The sequence below is a fragment of the Pseudomonas sp. zjy_15 genome (assembly GCF_043101865.1).
Taxonomy (GTDB): domain Bacteria; phylum Pseudomonadota; class Gammaproteobacteria; order Pseudomonadales; family Pseudomonadaceae; genus Aquipseudomonas; species Aquipseudomonas putida_Y.
Genome location: NZ_JBICII010000033.1, coordinates 37,880 through 61,469, shown reverse-complemented (window position 1 = coordinate 61,469; position 23,590 = coordinate 37,880). Strand labels below are relative to the sequence as shown.

Here is a 23,590-nt window from a genome sequence, read left to right as displayed (position 1 = left end):
CCCTGAGTGCGGCTGATGTGCTTTTGGCGGAGTGGCTTCCTGAAGGCAAACGTAAAGGCCGCGAGTGGGTGGCGGCGAACATCGCCCGCGGGGATCGGCAAGCCGGTTCCTTCGGTGTATCGCTCGACACAGGCCGGTGGAATGATTTTGCTGACAGCGGTGCCCATGGCGGCGACCTGGTGTCGCTGCTGGCCTATCTGCGTGGATGCGGTCAACTGGATGCGGCCAAGGAAGTGGACGACCGCCTGGGCCTTGGTCTCTTCAAGCTTACGGTTACGGATGCGCAGCAGCTCCAAAAACGTCAACAGGTGTCCGAGCGCGAGCGTGCCTCTTGGCGCCTGCGTGAACAACAGCTCCAGGAGGAAAAGCAGCTCCAGGCTGCCCGTGAAGCCGCGCAGCTTTGGAAAGTAGCGAAGGCCGCCGATCCACTGCACACCTACCTGCTGGCTAAGGGGGTGAAACCGCACCTGGTGCGCCAGTTGGGACAAGGGCGGTTGGTGGTGCCGCTCTGTGATAACGGGCGCTTGGTGAACCTGCAGATCATCACGCCGGATGGCAGCAAACGCTTTCTGATGGGTGGGCGTGTCCAAGGTTGCTATTCGCCACTGGGCAAACTCTCCGAGGGATGCCGCCTGTATGTGTGTGAGGGGTGGGCCACGGGCGCCACGCTGCACCAAACCACCGGGTGTCCGGTGGTCTGTGCGATGAATGCCGGAAACCTTAAGGCTGTAGCCATGGCCATGCGTGAGCGCTATGGCGCCACGCTTGACCTAGTTATTGCCGGTGACGATGACCGCAGCACGGCTAGTAATCCGGGAAAGCGTGCTGCCAACCAAGCCGCTCGTGCTGCCGATGCTCGTGTGGTTTTCCCTGAGTGGCCCTCTGACGCCCCCTCCGCCCTATCCGACTTCAACGACCTGCACCTCTGGCTTGCGGGTCAATCCAACAAGAGCTGCAAGCCATGAGCACACATGAAAAGCCCCCGACCTTGAGCCTGGTGGGCGAGCCACAAGCACCTGCATTCGAAAAGCTGGAGCGGCCCCGCTACGCAGTTTACGAGCACCCTTGCACCGTGGAGGGCAAGCTCTACAAGGCCGGCACCTGGTATCACGGATTGAAGCAAAGCGGGCCTGATGAGAAGGCCATTCCGGTCGATCACTGGATCTGTGCCCCCCTGAATGTGGAAGCTGAAACGATTAATTCAGAGGACGGCACTATAGGCCGCTTGCTGTCGTTCACTCACCGGGGGCGGCGCATCGAATGGGTCATGCCTATGGAGGCACTGGGTGGGAAGGGTGATGAGGTATTGAAGGTGCTGCTAAGTCGCGGCCTAGTCATCGAGCACCATCAGCGCCGCCAGATCGTGCCCTACTTGGCCAGCCACCAGTCACCTGAGTTGGTGATCGCTACCACCAGCAAGCCGGGTTGGCATGAGTCGGGGGCGTTTGTACTGCCGTCTCGCGTCATTGGCGGGGACAACGTGCGTTTCCAAGACTCTGGCAGGGCGGCCAACATTTTCACCAGCAAGGGCACCGTCGACGGCTGGCAGACCGAAATTGCCGCCCGGTGTGTGGGCAACCCCGTGTTGATCCTGTCAGTTTGCTGTGCCCTGGCGGGCCCTTTGCTCGCCAAGGTGGGGGTGAATGGCGGCGGCGTGCACCTGGTGGGTGATTCGTCGAGTGGTAAATCCCTTGCCCAGCTCCTCGCAGCGTCCGTATGGGGCAATCCTGGGGCGTTCGCCGCTTCCTGGGACGTATCGAAGGGCGGTATCGAGATCGAGGCCGCATCGCGTAATGACACCATCCTGATCCTGGACGAAATCAAGCGGGCTGACCCGAAGCGGGTTCAGGAAATGGCGTATGCCATTGCCAACGGCATGGGTAAGGGCACCATGACCAGGGAGCGAGAGGGCCGTGCCAAGCTGACCTGGCGTGTCCTGGCGCTATCCAGCGGGGAGCGTTCACTGTCAGACCACGCCGCCATTGGTGGCAGCAACGCCCACGCCGGTGCCGAGCTGCGCATGGTGGATGTCAATGCGGGTACTCGCGCACACCGCGCTTTTGATGACGTGCATGGGTTGACGGGGCAGGAGTTTCACCGGGTTGTGAGCGATGCCGTCACTCAGCATTACGGCCACATAGGCCCGGCGTTCGTGGAGTCGCTCATTCAGCATCCGGAAGATCTGCACAGCGCATTCCGGCAGGTACGGGAAGCCTTTGCTACCGAGAGTTCTCAGGCAGGCCGGGTAGCGGATCGCTTCGCAATCATGGCGCTGGCTGGTGAATCGGCTATTCGCCGCAAACTGCTGAAATGGCCGAAAGGGACTGCCATCAAGGGCTGCCAAACGCTGTTCAACGAATGGCTGCAAACGATGGGTGACGGTAGTGCAGAAGATCGTCAAATACTCCGCGGTATTAGCGAATTTATCGCCTTGCACAGTGATAGCCGTTTCTCAGACATATATGCCGAACATGCCAATGTCACTGTTCGTGAACGTGCTGGTTATTACCAGGTTGATTCCGATAAGCGTCTTTACCTGTTTAATACTCCTGGCCTCAGCGAGGCAGCGTCTGGATTTAGCCAGGCTCGAATAGTACGCGCCTTGATCGGCGTGGAAGCTTTGGTGCAAATGGATAGTGAAGATAATCGGTGGACGAAAAGGCGACGCACGCCAGGTGGCGGGAGTTCCCGTTTTTACGTGATTGACCCCGATAGGCTAGAGAGAGAGGGGTAAGCCGGCCGCGCTCCCCCATAAGTCACGAGCGCAGTGCTGTTTTTGATCGGGAACACCGGGAACACCGGGAACGGCCAGAGAATACGGGGCTTCTGGCGTTCCCATTTAAAACACAAGAGTGGGAACATGGGAACACAACTCTGTTTAATAGGGTACGTCCCCCCATTTTGTTCCCGGTCAAAAAATTGCGGGAACAGAAAAATGCTCTGGAGGCCGCATTCTAGAAGGGTTTTCCCGAAAATCCCGCGTTCCCCGTTTTTTTTCAAATCAGACGCGGTAAATAGGGGTGTCGGTGGTTTTTGTTGACAGATACCTGAAGCTTTGACCTATGCGAGTGTTTTGCACGCCAGGTGGTGGGGTTGAGGCAAGCCGCCGACCGTGACCCCCCACCCCCTTGGCGAGCCGCTTTGAGCCGTTGCCGTCTGGCATCAAATGATGTCTGCACCATACTTATCATCGCTGTCCGTTTTGATGCCGCCCGCCTGATTAATGAGATCGATAGTTGTCCAGGGACCAGAGCGACCACGGAATATCCTTACCCCTTGACCTATTAAGCACCGCTCAACATCGGAGCGCCGTTGATAACCTGTAACCTGCTGAAGGTCCTGGAATGTCAGCACACCAGGTACGGCCTTAGTCATGTCAATATGTCCAGCTGCTGGAGTACCTGTCTTTGCTGTTCCTCAGTGAGTTGCAAGATTCGATCAATAATTGTGCTTCCTGCTGTCTTTAAATTTGAAGGCTTTAGAGTATGGGAAAAACTGAACTCTGAAACAAAGCTGTGCCCGCAGTGCGGCTCAAGACAAATGCAATAAAGTTTTGCATAGGTTGGTGACTCTTCTTCCACTCTAAAAATACGTGCCTTTTTTCCACAAGATCCACAATAAATCCGCATTCGTTGCGCCTCAAAAGGACGGATAAGCGTCAGCTGTATGTTAATATTAACATGCTGGTGCGGCATGTTGCGCATGTTTGCGACGATTGCACGTTTTAGACTAACTACCTTCGCTAAGTGAGGCTCTTAATGCCCCGATCACTTGTAACTTCCTGGAAGCGTGTCGCCACCAGTGGGCCGACTGCTGACGGGCGAGAAATCAAAGCGCAGGACTTACGCGACTGTGCAGAAACCTATACGCCTTCGAAATACACCGCCGTTATCTGGGTGGATCATCAACGCGGCAATGGTGCACATGGCACGGTTTATTCAGTGCGCTTAATTGATAATGATCCTGACCTTGCAAAAGGCCGGGTAGCATTAGAGGTGAAGATTAAGCCAAATGCCCGTTTGCTCCAGTTGAATAGAGACGGGGAGAAATTGTTTTCCAGCGTCGAGATAACGCCAAACTTTGCTGGATCTGGTCGGGCCTATATGACTGGCCTCGCTGTCACTGATGAGCCCGCGAGTCTCGGAACTCAGGAACTCTTTTTCTCCAGGAAAGCCAGTACAGCCACCTATCACACCAAGGCCGTGCCGATGCGTCCTGCTCCCATGATTAAGGCGTTGGCTACCAGCTTGAAGCGCGTTAGGCAGGAGGTGAGCGTTCATGTGAGGGCTTTCAAAGAGCGCAAGTACCCAGCTAAGCCCGCCAAGCGACTGCTCTAGCCACGGTCGTACCAGGGCGCTTTAAATTTCAATTCAATAATTTAGGAAGAATCATATGAATATCCAAGCCGTAGATGTCGGGAGTCTTACGCCTGAGTTGCAACATCGCTTAACTTGCTTTGAGGCTGATAAAGCTGTGTACGTCGATCTGCAAAATAAACTTGTTGAGATAGAGCAAGAAAACCAGCGCCTGCTACACAAGGCGGTTGAGCTTGAAGGGCGAGCGAGTCGTACCGATGCATCCTGGAAAAGACTCGCAGGAACGGGCGAGATCGATCAAGCCAAAGTCAATGATGAAATCGAGCGCGCCGAAAAGCTTAGGAAAGAAGCCCACGCCATGCGTGCCACTGTTGATGCAAGGGCCAGTCTTGAGAATAATTTGATTCTGCAGTTGGCTGATGCGCGAAATAAGCTGTTTACTGAGCCCCGCGTACTCAATCGAGCCTATTGGCAAGCACAGCTTGAGAAGATGCTTGCCCGCGACGGCTTGCGCGAAGAGTTAATGCAAATTTTCACGTTGTCCAAGGCGCTATGTATCCTGGATTTGGAATCGCATAAAGAAGGTTTGTTGCGTGCCTGTAACGGCTCGCGCCAGATAGAAGAAAAGAAGAATGAATTTGTCTGGAGGGCGTTCGGGGAAGAGTTCGAGAAGCTCTTTGACGGTGCTGAGAAGGATGCACTGCCGCCAGCCTTGGCTACTGTTCCAAACGCACTCTCAAAAGAGGTGGCGGTGAATTCGCCCGCTGCGTTGCACAAGCTCAAAACCCTGAACGGCAAGTCCTGAGCCTACCCCCCCCCCCACCTGGCGCGCAAAGCTGCTATCACGATAGCTGCCGGCGCCGTGCGATCGGCCTCGCTAGTTTAGCGGATTTTTCGCAGCGTCCTTTGAGCGAGCGAGGCTCACCACTCGGCGTTCCGCACTCAGCTCTGAGATCGTGCAGCTGAGTGCAACCGCTCAAACCCTACTATCAAGACTGAAACCCTTGCCGTTACTCGGCTACGGGCGATTCACCCGCGCCCGTTGGATCAGAAAAGGTATCGCCAAAATTGAGCGGCGCACTCTGAAAAAATCCGGGCTAACCCCTATTGCCATTGGGTTATATGCTGCAGTGTGCTGCCAGGGGCGGGCAGTGTTATGTGCAATGGATTTGCATTCCTTTGCAAAACTTTGCACTCAGTGCAATGGCCGATCAGTTGCCAGAGCCCGCAGCGGGCCTGGGCCGGGCATTCAGTTGCACTACCCACGGCCTTTGCACATTTTTGCGACGTAAAGCGCGTCGGCGGGAGGGGGATAAGTGATTTTTCTCCAGCATTTTTTCGAGGCTGCACATTTGGTGACCGCTGGGCTAAGGGTGGATTGACAGCAGCAGCGGTGAATGGCGTACTGCCACCACTAATAGGGAGATTAGCAATGATCATCTTTGTCGCTGGGGTACATGGCGTAGGGAAAACCCACCTATGCCGAGAAATGTCGGGCACCGTCGGCGTGAAACACGCTAGCGCGAGCCAACTCATCAAGGAGGAAAAGCGGGCTGAGACCTGGGGCGATGATAAAATCGTTACAGAAATAGCGAGCAATCAAGATGCTCTCACCATCGCAGTCGATCGGATCTTGGCGCAGGAAGGCGCTCTGGTTCTAGATGGACATTTTGTTCTGAAAAAGGCTCCAGGTGTTTTCGCGGAAATTCCTATGGAGACCTTCCAGCGGCTCGGTCCGTCGGCAATCGTTCTCATCGAAAACGAGCCTCAAGTGGTCGCGCAGCGCCTACTGCAGCGTGATTCGAACGCTAACGCTGGGGATATTAAAAGTTTCATCGACTCAGAGAGACGGGCTGCTCTTCGCACGTCTTTAGAGTTGAAGATTCCACTGTTTGTAATGCATAACCCGTCAGCAGAATCTTTCGTGGATTGCATTGAAACTATTATTAATTTTTCTGCCAGGAATTGAGTTAGATGGAGCTTATTCAGAAGAAGTTTAAAAACATTGATTTGCAAGATGCTTTCTTTGCTTCTCTTTTGAAGGATTACAGTGAGTTCTCAGACTGGTTTGCACGTAAAGCTGAAGATACTGCATACGTGTTTGAGGATGAACGTGGGCATGTGAATGGCTTCCTCTACCTGAAGACCGAAGAGGATGCCGTTACAGATGTGATGCCACCTCTGCCTCCTAAAAGACGTATTAAAGTGGGCACAATGAAGATCAATGCTCGCGGAACCAAGTTGGGCGAGCGATTTTTAAAGAAGATTTTCGATCATGCCCTATATAATGGGGTGGATGAAATTTACGTAACTGTGTTTCCTCATCATGATGTTCTTATTGGGTTATTTCAGAAGTACGGTTTCACCCAGGTTGCAGAAAAGCACTCTGCCAACGGTGTTGAGTTGGTACTTCTCAAGACGCTGAGTAAGCTGCAGGGGGATCTCGTTAAGTCCTACCCTACTGTGAATAATCTAGAAGTAAATAGATACTTGCTTTCATTGAGGCCTGAGTGGCATACACGGCTTCTCCCTGATTCAATTTTAAATAATGAGAATGCGCGCATCATCGAAGATGTTTCTCATACCAATAGTATCCACAAGGTTTATCTCTCAGCGATGAGAGGGCTTGAGCATCTTAAACCAGGTGATATTCTTCTGATCTATCGGACCAGTGATGGCGTCGGTCCCGCTCACTATCGGTCTGTCGCAACCTCCGTCGGTGTGGTCGAGGAGTACCGGTCCATCTACACCTTTGCATCGCGGGATGAGTTCATGGCGTATTGCCAGCCATACAGCGTTTTCAGTGATGCTGAGCTGAATGACTTCTGGGCCAGAAAAAGATACCCTCACGTCTTCAGGTTTACGTATAATGCTGCGCTGAAGCGACGCGTGACCCGTGGCGAAATGATTGAGCAATTCGGACTGGATGCCAACGCATATCCGGGGTTCATGTCGCTCACAAAGAATCAGTTTGATTCCATCATACGGGCGGGCCAAATAGATGAAGGTATTGTTATCAATTAAGCCTGAGTATGCGGAAAAAATACTGCAGGGCAAAAAACGATTTGAATTCAGGAAGTCTATATTTAAGAATCCTGACGTCAAAACGGTGGTGATTTATGCCACCATGCCTGTCGGAAAAGTTATTGGGGAGTTTGACTTTGAAGAAGTACTCACTGATAATCCGAAGGAGATTTGGAGCCTCACAAGCAGGTTTTCGGGGATCACCAAAAAGTTCTTCAATGAATATTTTGATGGTCGAGAACTTGCACATGCTATCAAAGTGGCTGCGGTGAGACGTTACGAAACTCCTCAAAGTCTTAAGGAATATATTCCTAGTGGCTCTGCGCCTCAGTCGTTTTGTTACATAAGAGATTGACTTCGAAGCCCGCCTAGTGCGGGCTTTTTTATGTCTTATAGTGTGAAAGGCTTGGTTATATTGGCTAGTTCGTTTGCGTTAATGACTGCTTAATTGAATGACGCGGCGCTGCTCGGTACAGGGCCACTACCATGAACGTGACCCGGGATATGCAGGTTCACCTGCCCCACTGGGTCGAGCAGATCACACAGCACCTGTAGCACGTTCACCCCTTCATGTTCGGGCCAAGTCCTGGGCGCCTGTAGGTGTGGGTCGCTTCCGGTCGTCGCGTGATGTGGACGAAACGGGGACAAAACGGGGAAAATTCCAGGCCTAAAAGACAAATGGCTTACGCTGATTAGGCGTAAGCCATTGATTTTGTTGGTGGGCCCACACGGACTCGAACCGTGGACCAAAGGATTATGAGTCCTCTGCTCTAACCAACTGAGCTATAGGCCCTCAGTAAGTGGGCGGATTATAACGAGGGTTTCGCACCTGTGCCATCTGAAAGATCCGATAGTGCTATGCGAAGAAACGCGGCTGCGAATTCCTCTGGTGGTAGCGGGAGGCTGACGATGTAGCCCTGGATCTGCTCGCAGCCCTCGGCCGCCAGAAAACGCTGCTGGGCCTGGTTTTCCACGCCTTCGGCAATGATGGTCAACTGCATGCTGCGGCCCAGGGCAATGATCGCCCGGGCGATGGCGGCGTCGTGTGGGTCGTCGGGCAGGCCGCGGATGAACGACTTGTCGATCTTGAGGATGTCCAGCGGCAGGCGCTTCAGGTAGCTCAGCGACGAATAGCCGGTGCCAAAGTCGTCGATGGCCAGCTGTACGCCGAGTTTCTTCAACTGGTACAGCACGGCCAGGGCCTCTTCTGCCTGGCTCATGATGAAGTTTTCGGTGATTTCCAACTGCAGGTCACCGGCCTTCAACTGATGGTGCTTGAGCAGTTGTTCGATGCGCCGTGCCAGGTGTGGGTGGCGCAGCTGGGCGCCGGCAAGGTTGATCGACAGCGGGCCGAAGGGTTCATAGTGCTGCTTCCAGGCCTGCATCTGCCGGCAGGCTTGCTCCAGTACCCAGTCGCCGAGCTGCAGGATGGTGCCGTTCTCTTCCGCCAAGTGGATGAAGTGTTCCGGCGGTACCTCGCCAAAGGTCGGGTGGCTCCAGCGGATCAGCGCTTCAGCACCCACCAGGCTCTGGGTTTTAAGGCTGAGCTTGGGCTGGAAGCACAGGCTCATTTCGTTGCGTTCGACGGCCCGGCGCAGTTCATGCTCCAGGGCGATGCGCTCGCTGGCCTGGGCGGTGAGGTCGCGGGTGTAGGCTTCGACGCGGTTACGGCCTTTGGCCTTGGAGCGGTACATGGCGGCGTCGGCGTTGCGGATCAGTGTGGAGACGTCGGTGCCATCCTGTGGGTAAAGACTGATGCCGATGCTGGCGCTGGTGAAAAACTCGTGCTCGCCGGCCTGGAACGGTGCGTTGAAGCAGGCCAGTAGCTTGTTGGCGATAGTGCTGGCGTCACTGGGCTTGTGCAGGCCGGGCAGCAGAATAATGAATTCGTCGCCACCCAGGCGGGCTACGGTGTCAACGTCGCGTACCTGCTCTTTCAAGCGCTGGGCGATGCCCTTGAGCAGCAGGTCACCGACCGGGTGGCCAAGGCTGTCGTTGATGTGCTTGAAGCGGTCGAGGTCCAGGAACAGCACTGCGCCTTGGCGGTTGGAGACTTGCGCGCAGGTGAGTACGCCCTGCAGCCGGTTTTCGAACAGGGTGCGATTGGGCAGGCCGGTCAGCGGGTCGTGGTGGGCCTGATAGTCGAGTTTGGCCTGGGCGTGCTTGATGCTGGAGATGTCTGCAAAAACCGCCACGAAGTGGGTGATCTCGCGGTCGCTGTTGCGCACGGCACTGATGGTCAGCCAGCTTGGGTAAAGTTCGCCGTTCTTGCGCTTGTTGTAGATTTCGCCCTGCCAGTGGCCCTCGTCGGTAAGCTGGTGCCACATGGCCAGATAGAAAGCGCTGTCGTGCTGGCCAGAGGCGAGCAGGCGCGGGGTCTGGCCGAGGGCTTCGATCTCGCTGTAGCCGGTGATTTCACTGAAGGCGCGGTTGACGGCACTGATGCGCTGGTCAATGTCGGTGATCAACACGCCTTCGGCAGTGTTCTCGAACACGGTGGCGGCCAGTTGCAGCTTTTCTTGCATCAGGTGACGCTCGGTGATGTCGCGGGCGATGGTCAGCATGCAGTCGACGCCGGTAATCGGCAGGGGGCGGGCGGACAGCTCGCAAAGGCGGATCTGCCCGTCGCTGCGACGGATATGGCAGGTGAAGTCGCGCACGAAGCCGTCGCGGTTGAGCTGGTCGACCAGGCGTTTGCGCTCGTTGAGGTCGACCCAGATGCCCAGGTCCAGCGAGGTCTGGTCGATGGTTGGGTTGAGGGCGTAGCCGGTGAGGCGGCAGAAGCCCTCGTTCACCTCCAGCAGCAACCCGTCGCTCTGGCGCGACAGCAGCAGGCCGTCGGGCGAGGCGTGGAAGGCCTTTGCGAACTTTTCTTCTGAAGTTTGCAGCTGCTGCTGGGTCTCCTTCAGCTGGCTGATGTCGCGTACTGCCACAACCAGCGCGGGCGTGCCGTCCAGTTCGAAGGTTTCGGCCGAAGTCAGGCCGGTGAACAGTTGGCCGTTGCTGCGGCGGAAGCTCATTTCCAGGTTGCGGATACCACCTTGGTGCAACCTTTCAAGCAGGAGCGGGCCACTGCCTTCTATGCCCCAAAGGTCAAGGTCGGTGGCGGTGCGGCCAATGACCTGGTCTGGCGGCAGGCCGATCTGCTCTTCAAACGCCTCGTTTACCTCCAGCAGGCAGCCATCGCTGTGGCGGGCGATCAGCAAGATATCGGGGCACTGCTGGAATACCGAGGCGAACTTCTGTTCGGACAGGCGCAGGGCGTCCTCAGTGCGCTTGGTTTCGCTGATGTCGATCATCAGCCCGCGCATCACGGGCTGGTGGCCGTGTTCGATCATGCTGACGATGTTGCGTACCCAGAGGGGCTGGCCGTCAGCCCGGATCACCCGGTAGTCCAGGCTGTGGTCCCGCCCCGCTGCGGTCTCGCTGTCGCAGTAGGCCTGGGCCCAGAGCGCGTCCTCCGGGTGCAGGATGCTGCGCCAGAAACCGGGCCTGAGCCAGTCACTCAATGGGTAGCCGAGCAGGTCCTCGGCATGGGGGGAAACGTAGCTGTAGGTGAAGTCGTTGGCATCGGCTTCCCAGGCGATGGCTGACAGGCTCTCGACCAGGCCGCGATAGTGGTATTCGCTGCTGCGCAGCTCTTGCTCCAGGGCGATGCGCCGGGAAATTTCCGAGCTGAGCCGGCGGTTGATGCGAATGACCGCTGCCAGTACAGCCATCAGCAACAGCACCGCTGGCAGGCCATACACCAGCATGTCGGACCAGAACATCCGCTGGTCGACCACATTGCCTACCCAGTGCTGCTGGATCTGGCTGATTTCGCTGCTGCTCATGTCGGCCATCACTTTATCGAGAATGCCGACCAGCACGCTCTTGTCGCGGGGGACGGCCATCGCCAGCTGATAACGGTAGGGCGTTTCGCCGCTGACGTAGAGGCCTTCGAGCTTGAGTTGGCGCAGGCTCCAGATACTGGAAGCGAGGTCGCCGACCACGGCATCCACCTGGTCGGTGGCCAGGGCTTGCAGCGTGGAGCTGACGTTTGGCAGGGCAACCAGGTTGAGGTCCGGGTGGTGGGTGCGCAGCAACTCGTGCGGGGCGTAGTTTTCTACCACGGCGATTTTCAGGCCGTACAGGTCAGCCAGCTTTCGCGGTTGTGCGCCGCCTTTGTGCGCGAGGATGACAATGGGGAAGTCGAGGTACGGGCGAGTGAAGGCCAGGAAGCCCTGGCGTTCCGGGGTGGACATGATGCCGGGCAGCAGGTCGATACGGCTTTCCCGCGCCTGCGCCAGCACCTCGGTCCAGCTGCTGGGTTCGACCGGTTTGAACGTCACACCCAGGCGCTGCTGGATCATGGCGATGTAGTCGGCGGCCAATCCCTGGTAACGGCCCTCCTGGTCGCGAAACTCGAACGGTGGCCAAGAGGCGTCTACGCCCAGGTTGAGCTGCGGGTGGGCAGCCAGCCAGGTTTTCTCCTCATCTGTCAGGGTCAGGGCGCCGGCCGTTGTGTTCCACAGAATCAGGATCAGCAACAGAATGGCCGGCTTCAAGGACATGGCAGCCTCGCACTCAGGTGGTCTGAAGTCGAGTGTAGACGGGCATTGCTGCAGGCGTGCAACGGAAGGGGGGCTTTATGTGGCGGGCCACTAAAGAAAAACCCCGGCCTGGGCCGGGGTTTTGTCATCACTCGTCGAGGAAGGAGCGCAGGTGCTCGCTGCGAGTCGGGTGGCGCAGTTTGCGCAACGCCTTCGCTTCGATCTGACGGATCCGCTCACGCGTTACGTCAAACTGCTTGCCCACCTCTTCGAGGGTGTGGTCGGTGTTCATGTCGATACCGAAACGCATGCGCAGCACCTTGGCTTCGCGTGCAGTCAGGCCCGAGAGCACGTCACGGGTGGCTTCCTTGAGGCTTTCGACCGTGGCTACATCGATCGGGGACTGCATGGTGGAGTCCTCGATGAAGTCGCCCAGGTGCGAATCTTCGTCGTCACCGATCGGGGTTTCCATGGAGATCGGCTCTTTGGCGATCTTCAGTACCTTGCGGATCTTGTCCTCAGGCATTTCCATGCGCTCGCCCAGCTCTTCCGGCGTCGGTTCACGACCCATTTCCTGCAGCATCTGGCGGGAAATACGGTTGAGCTTGTTGATCGTCTCGATCATGTGCACCGGAATCCGGATGGTGCGTGCCTGGTCGGCGATCGAACGGGTGATCGCCTGACGGATCCACCAGGTGGCATAGGTCGAGAACTTGTAGCCGCGACGGTATTCGAACTTGTCCACCGCTTTCATCAAGCCGATGTTGCCTTCCTGGATCAGGTCGAGGAACTGCAGGCCACGGTTGGTGTACTTCTTGGCGATGGAAATCACCAGACGCAGGTTCGCCTCGACCATTTCTTTCTTGGCGCGGCGGGCCTTGGCTTCACCGATCGACATGCGACGGTTGATTTCCTTGATCTCGGCAACGGTCAGGCCGGTTTCGGTCTCAAGGTCGATCAGCTTCTGCTGGCAAGCGACGATGGCAGCGTTCTTTTCACCCAGGGCGGCTGCCCACTTGGTGTTACGCTTGGCCAGGTCACCGCTCCAGGTCTGGTCGGTTTCGTTGCTCGGGAACATGCGTAGGAAGTCGGCTCGCGGCATGCGGGCGTCACGTACGCACAGCTGCATGATGGCGCGTTCTTGCTGTCGCAGACGGCTCAGGGCGTCACGTACACGCTCGACCAGTACCTCGAACTGCTTCGGTACCAGCTTGATCGGCATGAACAGGTCAGCCAGGGCCTGCAGGGCCTCGATGCTTTCCTTGTGGTTACGACCATTTTTCTTCAGGACCTTGGAGGTTACCTGAAGCTGATCGGATACCGCACCGAAGCGCTGGGCCGCGACGACCGGATCCGGGCCGCTCTCGGCCTCTTCCTCGTCGTCACCGCTTTCGGACTCTTCTTCGTCGTCGTCGGACTCTTCCTTCGCCGCAGCGGCCTTGGCGCCAGGGATCGGCACTTCTTCGGTTGGCGCGGCAATGTTGTCGTCAGGGTCGATGTAACCGCTGAGAACGTCCGACAGGCGGCCACCCTCGGTAGTGACGCGGTCATATTCGCCGAGAATGTAGTCGACAGTGCCCGGGAAGTGAGCGATAGCGCCCATGACTTCACGAATGCCTTCCTCGATACGCTTGGCGATTTCGATCTCGCCTTCGCGGGTCAGCAGCTCGACAGTACCCATTTCGCGCATGTACATGCGCACCGGGTCGGTCGTGCGGCCGATATCGGTTTCAACTGCCGCCAACGCAGCAGCGGCTTCTTCGGCCGCGGCTTCATCGGTGTCGGCTTCCGCCAACAGAAGGGCATCCGCATCCGGAGCACTCTCGAATACGTTGATCCCCATGTCGTTGATCATGCGGATGATGTCTTCCACCTGTTCCGGATCTGAAATATCCTCAGGCAGGTGGTCGTTGACCTCCGCGTAAGTCAGGTAGCCCTGCTCACGACCGCGGGTGATCAACTCTTTGATACGAGACTGCTGTTGCGCTTTTCCGGACATAACACCCTATCCACTGAAGGTCTTGGCGGGCAAAAAACAAGCCGAGGATTATACCCGAGCATGGGCCTCACGCGCCAGATGAGGTCGGCGTTTGTGCGGGAACATTTCGGCTCAGCAGGGCGAGGAGCTGGGTTTTTTCCTCGCTGGTCAATTCGCTTTGACGTGATTTCCTGAGCAATTGTTCCAGGCTGCGCTCGCGTTGGCGGGCGGACAAGCTAGTTATGGTGTCGAAAAACTGTTGTTCAAGGTTGTCGGCCACGATAAGCCATTCCTTTTCCGCCAGGGCCCGCAGCAGGCGGCCCTGTTCGGTGCCATGCCAGCGTGCGATCAACTGCATTGAGCTTAGCCCAGGATTTTTCTGCGCGGCTTCGATCAGTGCAACCAGCAGTTGGCTGTACAGGTGTTCTTCGTCGGCGAAGTGGCTGGCATCCTCCACCTTGCCGGCCAGCAGCGGATGGTGCAGCAGGGTTCGCAGGGCGGCCAGGGTGGGCGGCTCGACCGGTGCTGGCACGCGGGGAGGTGCTTCGTCGCGTTGTTGCCAGGGCTTGCCGCCCTTGCGGTTCTTGTCCCAGGGCTTGTCGCTCCACGGCTTCTTGCTGCCACCCTTGTTGGGTTTCCATGCCTGCTCCTGATGAACGGGGGCAAAGTCGTGCTGCGGCATGTCGCCGTAGTCGGGGGTGTAGCTGGCCATGGCATCGTAGTCGTAGCCAGGGTCGTAGTCCGGCACGCTGCTGCCCGTCGGGGCGTGTTGCGCCAACTGCTCGACCTGCTGCGGGTCGAGGCCGGTGATTTCCCTCAGGCGGTTGCGCATTAGCTGGCGCAGGTTGGCGCCGGGGATTTTTTCGATCAGCGGTGCGGCCAAGGTCGCCATATGCGCCTTGCCTTCCAGTGAGCGCGGGTCGGCTTCGACGCCAAGTTGCTCGAAGAAGTAGTCGGCCAGCGGTTGGGCGTGCTGGTTGATGCGGGCCATGAAGGCGTCGGTACCTTCGGCGCGCACCAGGCTGTCCGGGTCTTCGCCTTCGGGCAGGAACAGGAAGCGCGCGCGACGGCCGTCCTGCAGGTTCGACAATGTCGATTCCAGTGCGCGCCAGGCGGCCTTGCGCCCGGCCTGGTCGCCGTCAAAACAGAACAGCACGCTGGGCACCACGCGGAACAGGCGCTTCAGGTGCTCTTCGCTGGTGGCGGTGCCAAGGGTGGCCACGGCATTGCGCAGGCCTTGCTGGGCCAGGGCAATGACGTCCATGTAGCCCTCGACGACGATGATCTCGTCGAGGTTGCGGTTGTGCTTGCGTGCCTCGTACAGCCCGTACAGCTCCTGCCCCTTGTGGAACACCGGGGTTTCCGGGGAGTTCAGGTACTTGGGCTTGTCGTCGCCGAGCACCCGGCCACCGAAGGCGATGATGCGCCCGCGGCTGTCACGTATCGGGAACATCACCCGGTCGCGGAAGCGGTCGTAGCGCTTGCCGCTCTCGGCGTTTTCGATCAGCAGGCCGGCATCGATCATCACCTTCTGCTGCAAGGTGTCGGCACCCAGGTGCTTGAGCAGGTTGTCCCAGCCGGGCGGGGCAAAGCCCAGGCCGAAGTCGCGGGCAATTTCCCCGGACAGGCCGCGGCCCTTGAGGTAGTCCACCGCTGCCTTGCGGGACGGGTGGCTGCGCAGGGCCTGGCGGTAGAACTCCGAGGCGGCGTCCAGTAGCGGATACAGCGGCGAGTCCGTCGGCTGGCGCGGCTTCTGGTCGCGGCGGCCTTGCTCGCGGGGCACTTCCATGCCCGCGGCGCGGGCCAGTTCCTCGACGGCCTGGGGGAAGTCCAGGTTGTCGTGGTCCATGACAAAGCCCAAGGCGTTGCCACCGGCGCCACAACCGAAGCAGTAGTAGAACTGCTTGTCGGGGCTGACCGTGAAGGACGGGGTTTTTTCTTTGTGGAACGGGCAGCAGGCGGAGTAGTTCTTGCCGGTTTTTTTCAGCTGGACGCGCGAACTCACCACGTCGACGATGTCGAGGCGGTTGATCAGGTCGTCAATGAAACTTTGGGGAATCAGCCCGGCCATGGCAGTCTCGTTATCTGGCAACTGGCAAGTCTAATCGCTCACGCGCCGAAGGGGGCGAGTGCTGCTTGGGGAAGTGCGAGGGAATGTGCTCGTCGCCAGCCCCTAAGGGCTCGTCAGTCGGACGTGCACGTCTGGTCATACAGCAAGGAGGACCAGCTCTGACGTTTCAGGCAGGTTGCCCATGATGCAGTTCGCATGAAGCTTGTGCAGGGCCTTGAGCTAGCTGCTCAAGTTTGAAGCGACCACTGCCATCGCCCGGGGGTTAGCCGGGCAGGGCAGAAGCTTTGCGTTGAACGCCTGTATTAGTACAGACGAACGGCGCGGCGCTGTTCGCGCTGAACTTTCTTGGCGTGACGCTTAACAGCAGCAGCTGCTTTGCGCTTACGCTCTGCGGTCGGCTTCTCGTAAAACTCGCGGCTACGAACTTCAGCCAGTACACCGGCTTTTTCGCAGGAGCGCTTGAAACGACGCAGAGCTACGTCGAAGGGTTCGTTCTCTTTAACTTTGACGGCTGGCATCCAGGGCTACCTTAATTCATTACCGGGGTAGACGTGCTCCTGGCAAAACAAAGGTGTGCTGGAGAACGTCGGTTTTCAAGGGTTGCGGATGTTAACCCTTAGCAAGCCGGAATGCAAAGCCTCTGATCGAAAACCGCTGGTCGGCACCCGACACGGGGACTATCATGCGCGGCTTCGAATTCAGCCCCCACAAGGGACGAGCCCATGCTAGTACTGGGATTGGAAACATCCTGCGACGAAACTGGTGTCGCATTATACGACAGTGAACGCGGTTTGTTGGCCGACGCACTGTTCAGCCAGATCGACCTGCACCGCGCCTTCGGTGGCGTGGTGCCTGAGCTTGCCTCGCGTGATCACGTCAAGCGCATGCTGCCGCTCATCCGCCAGGTGCTGGACGAGGCAGGTTGCGTTGCCACCGAAATCGACGCCATCGCCTACACCGCGGGCCCCGGCCTGGTCGGCGCCTTGCTGGTGGGCGCATCCTGCGCCCAGGCGCTGGCCTTTGCCTGGGACATCCCGGCGATCGGTGTGCATCACATGGAGGGCCACCTGCTGGCGCCCATGCTGGAAGAAAACCCGCCGGAGTTTCCGTTCGTCGCTTTGTTGGTTTCCGGTGGCCATACCCAGCTGGTTCGGGTCGATGGCATCGGTCAATACGAACTGTTGGGCGAGAGCCTGGACGATGCTGCCGGTGAAGCGTTCGACAAGACCGCCAAGCTGATCGGCCTCAATTATCCCGGTGGTCCGGAAATCGCGCGTCTGGCCGAACAAGGTGTGGCCGGGCGCTTCGTGTTCCCACGGCCAATGACCGATCGGCCAGGCCTGGAATTCAGCTTCAGTGGTCTCAAGACCTTCGCCCTGAACACCTGGCAGCAATGCAAGAATGCTGGCGACGACAGTGAGCAAACCCGTTGCGACCTGTCTCTGGCATTCCAGCAGGCGGTGGTGGAGACTTTGACCATCAAGTGCAAGCGGGCGCTCAAGCAGACCGGCCTAAAGCGCCTGGTCATCGCGGGTGGCGTGAGTGCCAACAAGGCCCTGCGCGCGTCCCTGGAGGACATGCTCGGTGGCATCAAGGGCAACGTGTACTACGCGCGCCCGCAATTCTGTACCGACAATGGTGCGATGATCGCCTATGCCGGTTGCCAGCGCCTGTTGGCCGGGCAGCAGCAAGACCTGGGGATCAGCGTGCAGGCACGCTGGCCGATGGAGCAGTTGCCGCCGCTGTAAGGTAGGGCGTCGAAGGTTCAGAAGTGGCGTTCGCGCCCTGCAAACAAGTCGCGCAGGTTGTTGCGGTGGCGCCACACGATCATCACTGTCAGTACGCTGATCGGTAGCAGGGCCTCCGGCTCGCGCCAGGCCAGCAACGGCAAGGTGAGTGGCGTGGCAATCAGTGCCGCCAGTGAGCTGGTGCGCGTGAGGTAGAAGGTCAGCAGCCAGGCGCCGATGGCCAGCAGCGCTGCCGGGAAATACAGGCCCATGAGCATGCCGGCTGCTGTCGCCACGCCCTTGCCGCCCTTGAAACGGAAGTACAGGGGGAACAGATGGCCCAGCACCGCGCATATGCCCACCCAGGCCTGCGCGTGCAGGTCCAGCCCGGCAGCGCGGGCGAGCAATACCGGCAAAAGGCCCTTGCACAGGTCGCCTAGCAGGGTCAGGATCGCCAGTTTACGGCCTGCCAGGCGTAGCATGTTGGTGGCGCCGGCATTGCCTGAACCGCTGGAACGCGGGTCCGGGCTGCCCGAGAGGCGGCTGAGAACAATGGCGAAGGACAGCGAGCCGAGCAGGTAGGCGAGCAACGCCAGTAACCAAAACATGCTAACTATTCCGGGCGAGGACGCCCTGATTCTAACGGCGCCCGTCGCCCTTGTCGTGCTGTGGAGAGAAGTGCTTGGACAGAGTGTTCATCGAAGGCCTGGAAGTCGATACCGTCATCGGTGCCTATGACTGGGAGCGGGATATTCGCCAGTGCTTGCGCCTGGACCTGAGCTTTGCCTGGGACAACCGCCCGGCCGCCGCCGGAGACGACCTGAACCTGGCGCTGGACTATGCCAGTGTGTCGGCGCGCATCCAGGCGTTTGCCGAACAGGCCCGTTTCGAGCTGGTTGAGACATTTGCCGAGCGCCTGGTGGCAACCCTGATGGACGAGTTCCACATCCCCTGGGTGCGGTTGAAGCTGACCAAGCCGGGCGCGGTGCCGGCGGCCCTTGGTGGTGTAGGCGTGGAGATCGAGCGCGGATGTCTCTGAGCACGGTTTACCTGGGACTGGGCAGCAACATCGACCGTGAGGCGCATTTGTGCGCCGGGCTCGATGCGTTGGCTGGCATCCTGACTGACATGCGCTGTTCGCCGGCCTTCGAAAGCCAGGCGGTGGGCATCAAGAGCGGGCCGTTCATCAACTTCGTGGTGACCGGGCAAACCGCGTTGCCGTTGATCGAGCTGGACCGCCGGCTGAAGTTCATCGAGGCCGACAATGGACGCTATGCACCGGACCGCAAGGGGTTGCCGCTGGATATCGACGTGCTGATGTATGGCGATTTGCACGGTACCTTCGATGGGCTGGTGCTGCCCCGGGCCGAGATCCTGAAGAATGCCTTTGTGCTGTGGCCACTGTCGTTGCTGGCACCCGACCTGGTGCATCCGGGGGTGGGCAAACGGATGGCGCAGCTGTGGCAGGAAGCGCAGATCGATCAGGTACTGGCCCCGGTCGCCTTTGAGTGGCGCGGGTTGCAGTTGACGCCCGCTTGAGCCTGTATCGGCCTCTTCGCGGGTGAACCCGCCCCTACAACGGCCTGTGCCCAACCCTAGATGTGTGCCCCCTGTAGGAGCGGGTTTACCCGCGAATACGGTGGTGGCTGCGACGGTGAACAGCGGTTGGAAATTGGCCAGCAGGCCCGGCCCTTTCGCGGGTGAACCCGCTCCTACAACGGCCTGTGCCCAACCCTAGATGTGTGCCCCCTGTAGGAGCGGGTTTACCCGCGAATACGGTGGTGGCTGCGACGGTGAACGGCGGTTGGAAATTGGCCAGCAGGCCCGGCCCTTTCGCGGGTGAACCCGCTCCTACAGCGGCTTCAGCCGCGAAGAGGCGGGTATGTCTAGCCGCGCTGGTAAGCCTCGAGCGCTTTCAGCCGCTCACCTTTGAGTGCTTCGCCCAGGGCCTTGCCCGTGAACCCGGCTTGCACCAACGGCTTCACATCCACCGCTCGCGCCGCCGCTGCTGCGCCTCGCAGGTAATCGGCCTGTGGGTAACCCTGCTCGCCATCGCCCAACGCCGCCATCTCGCAAACGACCACAAAATCCTCGAACCGCTGCGGCCGTCGGTAGACATCGAACTTCTGCAACAGCTCCAGCAGTGCCGTGGCAGGCAGTTCGAGCGCCTGATTGCCCTGCGCCAGGCATTCCCCTGTCAGCATGGCCAGTTCCTGGCACTCACGCGGTGCCTTCAGGCGCTGATTGACGGTTTTGATCGATGTCGGTGCCAACCCGCGCAACAGGCAGGCCCAGCGCACGTGCAGCGGTTGTCCGTGCGCCGCTGCCTGCTCCAGCGCCGACAGTGTCCGGGAGCCGTCATCAAGCTCAGGCAGCAGCTCCTGCAGGGCCCCGCACGCGCTCATTATCTTGAAGAACACCTGCGGTTGCGCTTCCATCAGCGCACGCTCGATTTCCTTCCAGCTGCGCTCGGCAGTGAGTGCCTGTAGTTCTCCCGAGGCGCTGATCTGGCGCATCAGCGCCAAGGTGTCATCGGCAACCCGGAACCCCAAGGGTGCGTAGCGGGCAGCAAAGCGTGCAACACGCAGCACGCGCAATGGATCCTCGGAGAATGCCGGGGAAACATGGCGTAGCAGGCGTTGATCCAGATCTTTCTTGCCTTGGTAGGGGTCGTAGACCGTGCCCGCCTCATCCTCGGCCATCGCATTGATGGTCAGGTCGCGGCGGATCAGGTCTTCTTCCAGGGTTACGTCGGGGCTGGCGTGAAAAGTGAACCCGCCGTAGCCTCGCCCGCTCTTGCGCTCGGTGCGCGCCAGGGCGTATTCCTCGCCGGTTTTCGGGTGCAGGAACACCGGGAAATCGGCACCTACCGGCCGATAGCCCTTGGCGAGCATTTCTTCGACGGTGGCGCCGACCACCAGCCAGTCGATGTCGCTGACAGGGCGGCCGAGCAGGCGGTCGCGCACGGCGCCGCCAACTTTGTAAATGTGCATGTGCAGCTCTCCATAACTGCCGACAGGATAACCCGTCGGCGGTCATGGGGTTGCATCAGAGGTGGTGGATAACGGCCAGGTCCATGCGGCCGTAGTCGGCGCTTTCGCTATGCTCGCCGCGCGGCGGCATGTGGTGAGTACTCATCACTTGCTCGCCCTGCACGGTCTCCAGGTGGATATCGAAACCCCACAGACGATGCAGGTGCTTGAGCACTTCGTCGGTCGAGTCGCCCAGCGGTTTGCGGTTGTGTTGCTGGTGTCGCAGGGTCAGCGAGCGGTCTCCGCGGCGGTCGACGCTCCAGATCTGCACGTTCGGTTCACGGTTGCCGAGGTTGTACTGCGCTGCCAACTGCTCCCGAATCACCCGGTAACCGGCTTCATCATGGATGGCGGGCACCAGCAGGTCGTCGCGTTGGTCGTCATCGAGGATGCTGAACAGCTTGAGGTCGCGCATCACTTTGGGCGACAGGTACTGCAGGATGAAGCTCTCGTCCTTGAAGCTGCTCATGGCGAACTTGATGGTAGAAAGCCAGTCGCTGCCGGCAATGTCGGGGAACCAGTGGCGATCTTCCTCGGTGGGGTTTTCGCACATGCGGCGGATGTCGGTGTACATCGCAAAGCCCAGCGCGTAGGGGTTGATGCCGCTGTAGTACGGGCTGTCGAAGCCGGGCTGGAACACCACGCTGGTGTGCGACTGCAAGAACTCCATCATGAAGCCTTCGGTAATCAGCCCCTCATCGTACAGGTCGTTCATCAGGGTGTAGTGCCAGAAGGTTGCCCAACCTTCATTCATGACCTGGGTCTGGCGCTGCGGGTAGAAGTACTGGGCGATCTTGCGCACGATGCGCACGACCTCACGTTGCCAGGGTTCAAGCAGCGGGGCGTTCTTCTCGATGAAATACAGGATGTTTTCCTGCGGTTCGGCGGGGAAGCGCCCCTCATCGCGGTCGTTACCCTTTTCGGCGTTTTTCGGAATTGTTCGCCAAAGATCGTTGATCTGCCGTTGAAGATGCTCTTCGCGCTCCTGTTGCCGGCGCCGCTCTTCTTCTGCAGAAATAGGATAGGGCCGCTTGTAGCGGTCGACACCGTAGTTCATCAGGGCATGGCAGGAGTCGATCAAGTCCTCCACTGCATCGATACCGTGGCGCTCTTCGCACTGGGCGATGTACTGCTTGGCGAACACCAGATAGTCGATGATCGAGCTCGCGTCAGTCCAGGTGCGGAACAGGTAATTGCCTTTGAAAAAGCTGTTATGGCCGTAGCAGGCGTGGGCAATCACCAGTGCCTGCATGCACATGGTGTTTTCTTCCATCAGGTAGGCGATACAAGGGTCGGAGTTGATCACGATCTCGTAGGCCAGACCCATTTGGCCGCGGCTATAGGACTTTTCCGTGCTGAGGAACTGCTTGCCGTAGGACCAGTGGTGGTAGCCCAGCGGCATGCCGACCGAGGCGTAGGCGTCCATCATCTGCTCGGCAGTGATTACCTCGATCTGGTTGGGGTAGGTGTCCAGGGCGTAACGCTCGGCCAGACGGCTGATTTCCCGGTCGTAGGTCTGGATCAGCTCGAACGTCCACTCGGACCCGGTGGAAATGGGTTGGCGTCTCTGTGCTCTGGCGGTCATGTGGCTAACCTGCGCTGGAAGAGTTCACGGAAGACCGGGTAGATGTCGCCGGCCGATACCAGCTGCTGTTGGGCGAACGTGTCGGGGAAAGCATCGCCGATACGCTCGTACTCATACCACAGCGCCTGGTGTTCACGGGGGGTGATCTCAACGTAAGTGTAGTACTGCACATGCGGCATGATCTGTTTGGAGAGGATGTCGCGGCAGATGGGCGAGTCGTCGTTCCAGTTGTCACCATCAGAAGCCTGCGCGGCATAAATGTTCCAGTCGCTGGCCGGGTAGCGCTCGGCCATGATTTCCTGCATCAGCTTGAGGGCACTGGAGACGATGGTGCCGCCGGTTTCCCGCGAATAGAAGAATTCTTCTTCGTCGACTTCACGGGCGCTGGTGTGATGGCGAATGAACACGACTTCGATGCGCTCGTAGTTACGCTTGAGGAACAGGTACAGCAGGATGAAGAAGCGCTTTGCGATGTCCTTGGTGGCCTGGGTCATCGAGCCGGATACGTCCATCAGGCAGAACATCACTGCCTTCGAGCTTGGGTTGGGTTGCTTGACCAGCAGGTTGTACTTGAGGTCGAAGGTGTCGAGGAAGGGCAGGCGGTTGATACGCGCTTTCAGGCGCTCGATTTCCTGTTCGATTTCCTGGATATCGGTGAAATTGTCCGGCTCTTCGACCCGCAGGCGGTTGAGTTCCTTTTGTGCTTCGCGCAGCAGCGCGCGGCTGCTGCCGGTCAGGGCGATACGGCGGGCATGGGCCGAGCGCAGGGTGCGCACGATGTTGATGCGTGACGGGTTGCCTTCGTTGGCGATGCCGGCGCGAACAGTCTTGAAGGTGTCGGCGCCAGTCAGGTGACGTTTGACCAGGTTGGGTAGCTCAAGGTCTTCGAACATGAATTCGAGAAATTCTTCCTGGGTGATCTGGAAGACGAACTCGTCCATGCCTTCGCCGGAATTGCCGGCCTTGCCGCGACCGCCACCACCTCCACCGCCTTGCGGCCGTGGGATGTGTTCACCGGCAGTGAACTCTTTGTTGCCAGGGTGCACGATGGTCTGTTTGCCCCCACGACCATGATGCAAGACCGGTTCGTCGATGTCGCGCCCGGGAATACTGATCTGCTCGCCGTGTTCCATATCCATGATGGAACGGCGGCTCACCGCCTCTTCGACGGCCTTCTTGATATGTTCGCGGTACCGCCGCAGAAAGCGTTGGCGGTTGACCGTGCTCTTGTTCTTGCCGTTCAGGCGTCGGTCTATAACGTAGCTCATGGTCCCTCCGGTGACTGGATGCAGCTGCAACCCACAAGCTGCAAGCCACAAGCTTCA

At 58.8% G+C, this 23,590-nt stretch carries 19 protein-coding genes, 1 tRNA gene and 1 pseudogene; 10 read left to right on the top strand and 11 right to left on the bottom strand.

Annotated features, from left to right (window positions below; all coding sequences use genetic code 11):
* Positions 1-2 precede the first annotated feature (2 nt).
* The gene (locus ACF8EF_RS05985; RefSeq protein ID WP_392529022.1) at positions 3-965 is read left to right on the top strand and encodes a toprim domain-containing protein; all 963 of its coding nucleotides are present in this window, start codon (positions 3-5) and stop codon (positions 963-965) included.
* Complete coding sequence (locus ACF8EF_RS05980; RefSeq protein ID WP_392529021.1) at positions 962-2,734, top strand: DUF927 domain-containing protein; 1,773 nt, start codon at positions 962-964, stop codon at positions 2,732-2,734. The genes ACF8EF_RS05985 and ACF8EF_RS05980 overlap by 4 nt, the downstream gene beginning before the upstream one ends.
* A gap of 428 nt (positions 2,735-3,162) precedes the next feature.
* Here ACF8EF_RS05980 and ACF8EF_RS05975 read toward each other — a convergent pair whose 3' ends face one another.
* Together ACF8EF_RS05975 and ACF8EF_RS05970 are read right to left on the bottom strand one after the other, a co-directional pair.
* Positions 3,163-3,375: a hypothetical protein gene (locus ACF8EF_RS05975; RefSeq protein ID WP_392529020.1), complete on the bottom strand. Its 213-nt coding sequence runs from the start codon at positions 3,373-3,375 to the stop codon at positions 3,163-3,165.
* The gene (locus tag ACF8EF_RS05970; RefSeq protein WP_392529018.1) at positions 3,372-3,704 is read right to left on the bottom strand and encodes an ogr/Delta-like zinc finger family protein; all 333 of its coding nucleotides are present in this window, start codon (positions 3,702-3,704) and stop codon (positions 3,372-3,374) included. Before ACF8EF_RS05970 ends, ACF8EF_RS05975 begins: the two co-directional genes overlap by 4 nt.
* A gap of 54 nt (positions 3,705-3,758) precedes the next feature.
* Between ACF8EF_RS05970 and ACF8EF_RS05965 the strand changes: the two are divergent.
* The 5 genes and pseudogenes from ACF8EF_RS05965 to ACF8EF_RS05945 all read left to right on the top strand — a co-directional run.
* Positions 3,759-4,211 (top strand): annotated as a pseudogene (locus ACF8EF_RS05965) (GPO family capsid scaffolding protein); the annotation flags it as partial.
* A gap of 181 nt (positions 4,212-4,392) precedes the next feature.
* Complete coding sequence (locus tag ACF8EF_RS05960; RefSeq protein ID WP_392529017.1) at positions 4,393-5,121, top strand: hypothetical protein; 729 nt, start codon at positions 4,393-4,395, stop codon at positions 5,119-5,121.
* A gap of 627 nt (positions 5,122-5,748) precedes the next feature.
* Positions 5,749-6,285: an ATP-binding protein gene (locus tag ACF8EF_RS05955; protein WP_392529015.1), complete on the top strand. Its 537-nt coding sequence runs from the start codon at positions 5,749-5,751 to the stop codon at positions 6,283-6,285.
* A gap of 5 nt (positions 6,286-6,290) precedes the next feature.
* A complete protein-coding gene (locus ACF8EF_RS05950; protein ID WP_392529014.1) occupies positions 6,291-7,340 on the top strand; it encodes an N-acetyltransferase in 1,050 nt (349 codons plus the stop codon).
* Positions 7,318-7,695: an ASCH domain-containing protein gene (locus tag ACF8EF_RS05945; RefSeq protein ID WP_392529012.1), complete on the top strand. Its 378-nt coding sequence runs from the start codon at positions 7,318-7,320 to the stop codon at positions 7,693-7,695. The genes ACF8EF_RS05950 and ACF8EF_RS05945 overlap by 23 nt, the downstream gene beginning before the upstream one ends.
* A gap of 361 nt (positions 7,696-8,056) precedes the next feature.
* Here ACF8EF_RS05945 and ACF8EF_RS05940 read toward each other — a convergent pair.
* The 5 genes from ACF8EF_RS05940 to rpsU all read right to left on the bottom strand — a co-directional run bounded on the left by ACF8EF_RS05940 (position 8,057) and on the right by rpsU (position 16,439).
* A tRNA-Ile gene (locus tag ACF8EF_RS05940) sits at positions 8,057-8,133 on the bottom strand.
* Between the two features lie 16 nt (positions 8,134-8,149).
* Positions 8,150-11,893, bottom strand: coding sequence for an EAL domain-containing protein (locus ACF8EF_RS05935; RefSeq protein WP_392461893.1), 3,744 nt, complete (start codon positions 11,891-11,893; stop codon positions 8,150-8,152).
* A 127-nt stretch (positions 11,894-12,020) separates the two neighbouring features.
* Positions 12,021-13,871 (bottom strand): RNA polymerase sigma factor RpoD, encoded by a 1,851-nt coding sequence (gene rpoD / locus ACF8EF_RS05930; RefSeq protein ID WP_176683511.1) that lies wholly within the window; start codon positions 13,869-13,871, stop codon positions 12,021-12,023.
* Between the two features lie 67 nt (positions 13,872-13,938).
* Complete coding sequence (dnaG, locus tag ACF8EF_RS05925) at positions 13,939-15,921, bottom strand: DNA primase (RefSeq protein WP_209968404.1); 1,983 nt, start codon at positions 15,919-15,921, stop codon at positions 13,939-13,941.
* A gap of 302 nt (positions 15,922-16,223) precedes the next feature.
* Positions 16,224-16,439 (bottom strand): 30S ribosomal protein S21, encoded by a 216-nt coding sequence (gene rpsU, locus ACF8EF_RS05920; protein WP_003255575.1) that lies wholly within the window; start codon positions 16,437-16,439, stop codon positions 16,224-16,226.
* Between the two features lie 204 nt (positions 16,440-16,643).
* Between rpsU and tsaD the strand changes: the two genes are divergently transcribed.
* Positions 16,644-17,669 (top strand): tRNA (adenosine(37)-N6)-threonylcarbamoyltransferase complex transferase subunit TsaD, encoded by a 1,026-nt coding sequence (tsaD, locus tag ACF8EF_RS05915; protein WP_176683509.1) that lies wholly within the window; start codon positions 16,644-16,646, stop codon positions 17,667-17,669.
* Positions 17,670-17,686: 17 nt separating this feature from the next.
* On the opposite strand, the gene plsY is transcribed toward tsaD, so the two are convergent.
* Positions 17,687-18,256 carry a glycerol-3-phosphate 1-O-acyltransferase PlsY gene (gene plsY, locus ACF8EF_RS05910; protein WP_014589441.1) on the bottom strand — a complete coding sequence of 190 codons (570 nt, stop codon included), beginning with the start codon at positions 18,254-18,256 and terminating at the stop codon, positions 17,687-17,689.
* 74 nt (positions 18,257-18,330) lie between these two features.
* Here plsY and folB point away from each other — a divergent pair, with 74 nt between their 5' ends.
* Both folB and folK read left to right on the top strand, forming a co-directional pair.
* On the top strand, positions 18,331-18,687 hold the full coding sequence (gene folB / locus ACF8EF_RS05905) for a dihydroneopterin aldolase (RefSeq protein ID WP_176683508.1): 357 nt from the start codon (positions 18,331-18,333) through the stop codon (positions 18,685-18,687).
* Complete coding sequence (gene folK, locus ACF8EF_RS05900) at positions 18,678-19,187, top strand: 2-amino-4-hydroxy-6-hydroxymethyldihydropteridine diphosphokinase (RefSeq protein WP_209968398.1); 510 nt, start codon at positions 18,678-18,680, stop codon at positions 19,185-19,187. The genes folB and folK overlap by 10 nt, the downstream gene beginning before the upstream one ends.
* Before the next feature lie 347 nt (positions 19,188-19,534).
* Here folK and ACF8EF_RS05895 read toward each other — a convergent pair whose 3' ends face one another.
* The 3 genes from ACF8EF_RS05895 to ACF8EF_RS05885 are packed head-to-tail and all read right to left on the bottom strand — an operon-like array spanning position 19,535 to position 23,533.
* Positions 19,535-20,641: a multifunctional CCA addition/repair protein gene (locus ACF8EF_RS05895; RefSeq protein WP_176683506.1), complete on the bottom strand. Its 1,107-nt coding sequence runs from the start codon at positions 20,639-20,641 to the stop codon at positions 19,535-19,537.
* Between the two features lie 55 nt (positions 20,642-20,696).
* The gene (locus ACF8EF_RS05890; RefSeq protein ID WP_003255566.1) at positions 20,697-22,265 is read right to left on the bottom strand and encodes a SpoVR family protein; all 1,569 of its coding nucleotides are present in this window, start codon (positions 22,263-22,265) and stop codon (positions 20,697-20,699) included.
* Positions 22,262-23,533: a YeaH/YhbH family protein gene (locus tag ACF8EF_RS05885; RefSeq protein WP_176683504.1), complete on the bottom strand. Its 1,272-nt coding sequence runs from the start codon at positions 23,531-23,533 to the stop codon at positions 22,262-22,264. Before ACF8EF_RS05885 ends, ACF8EF_RS05890 begins: the two co-directional genes overlap by 4 nt.
* Positions 23,534-23,590 lie beyond the last annotated feature (57 nt).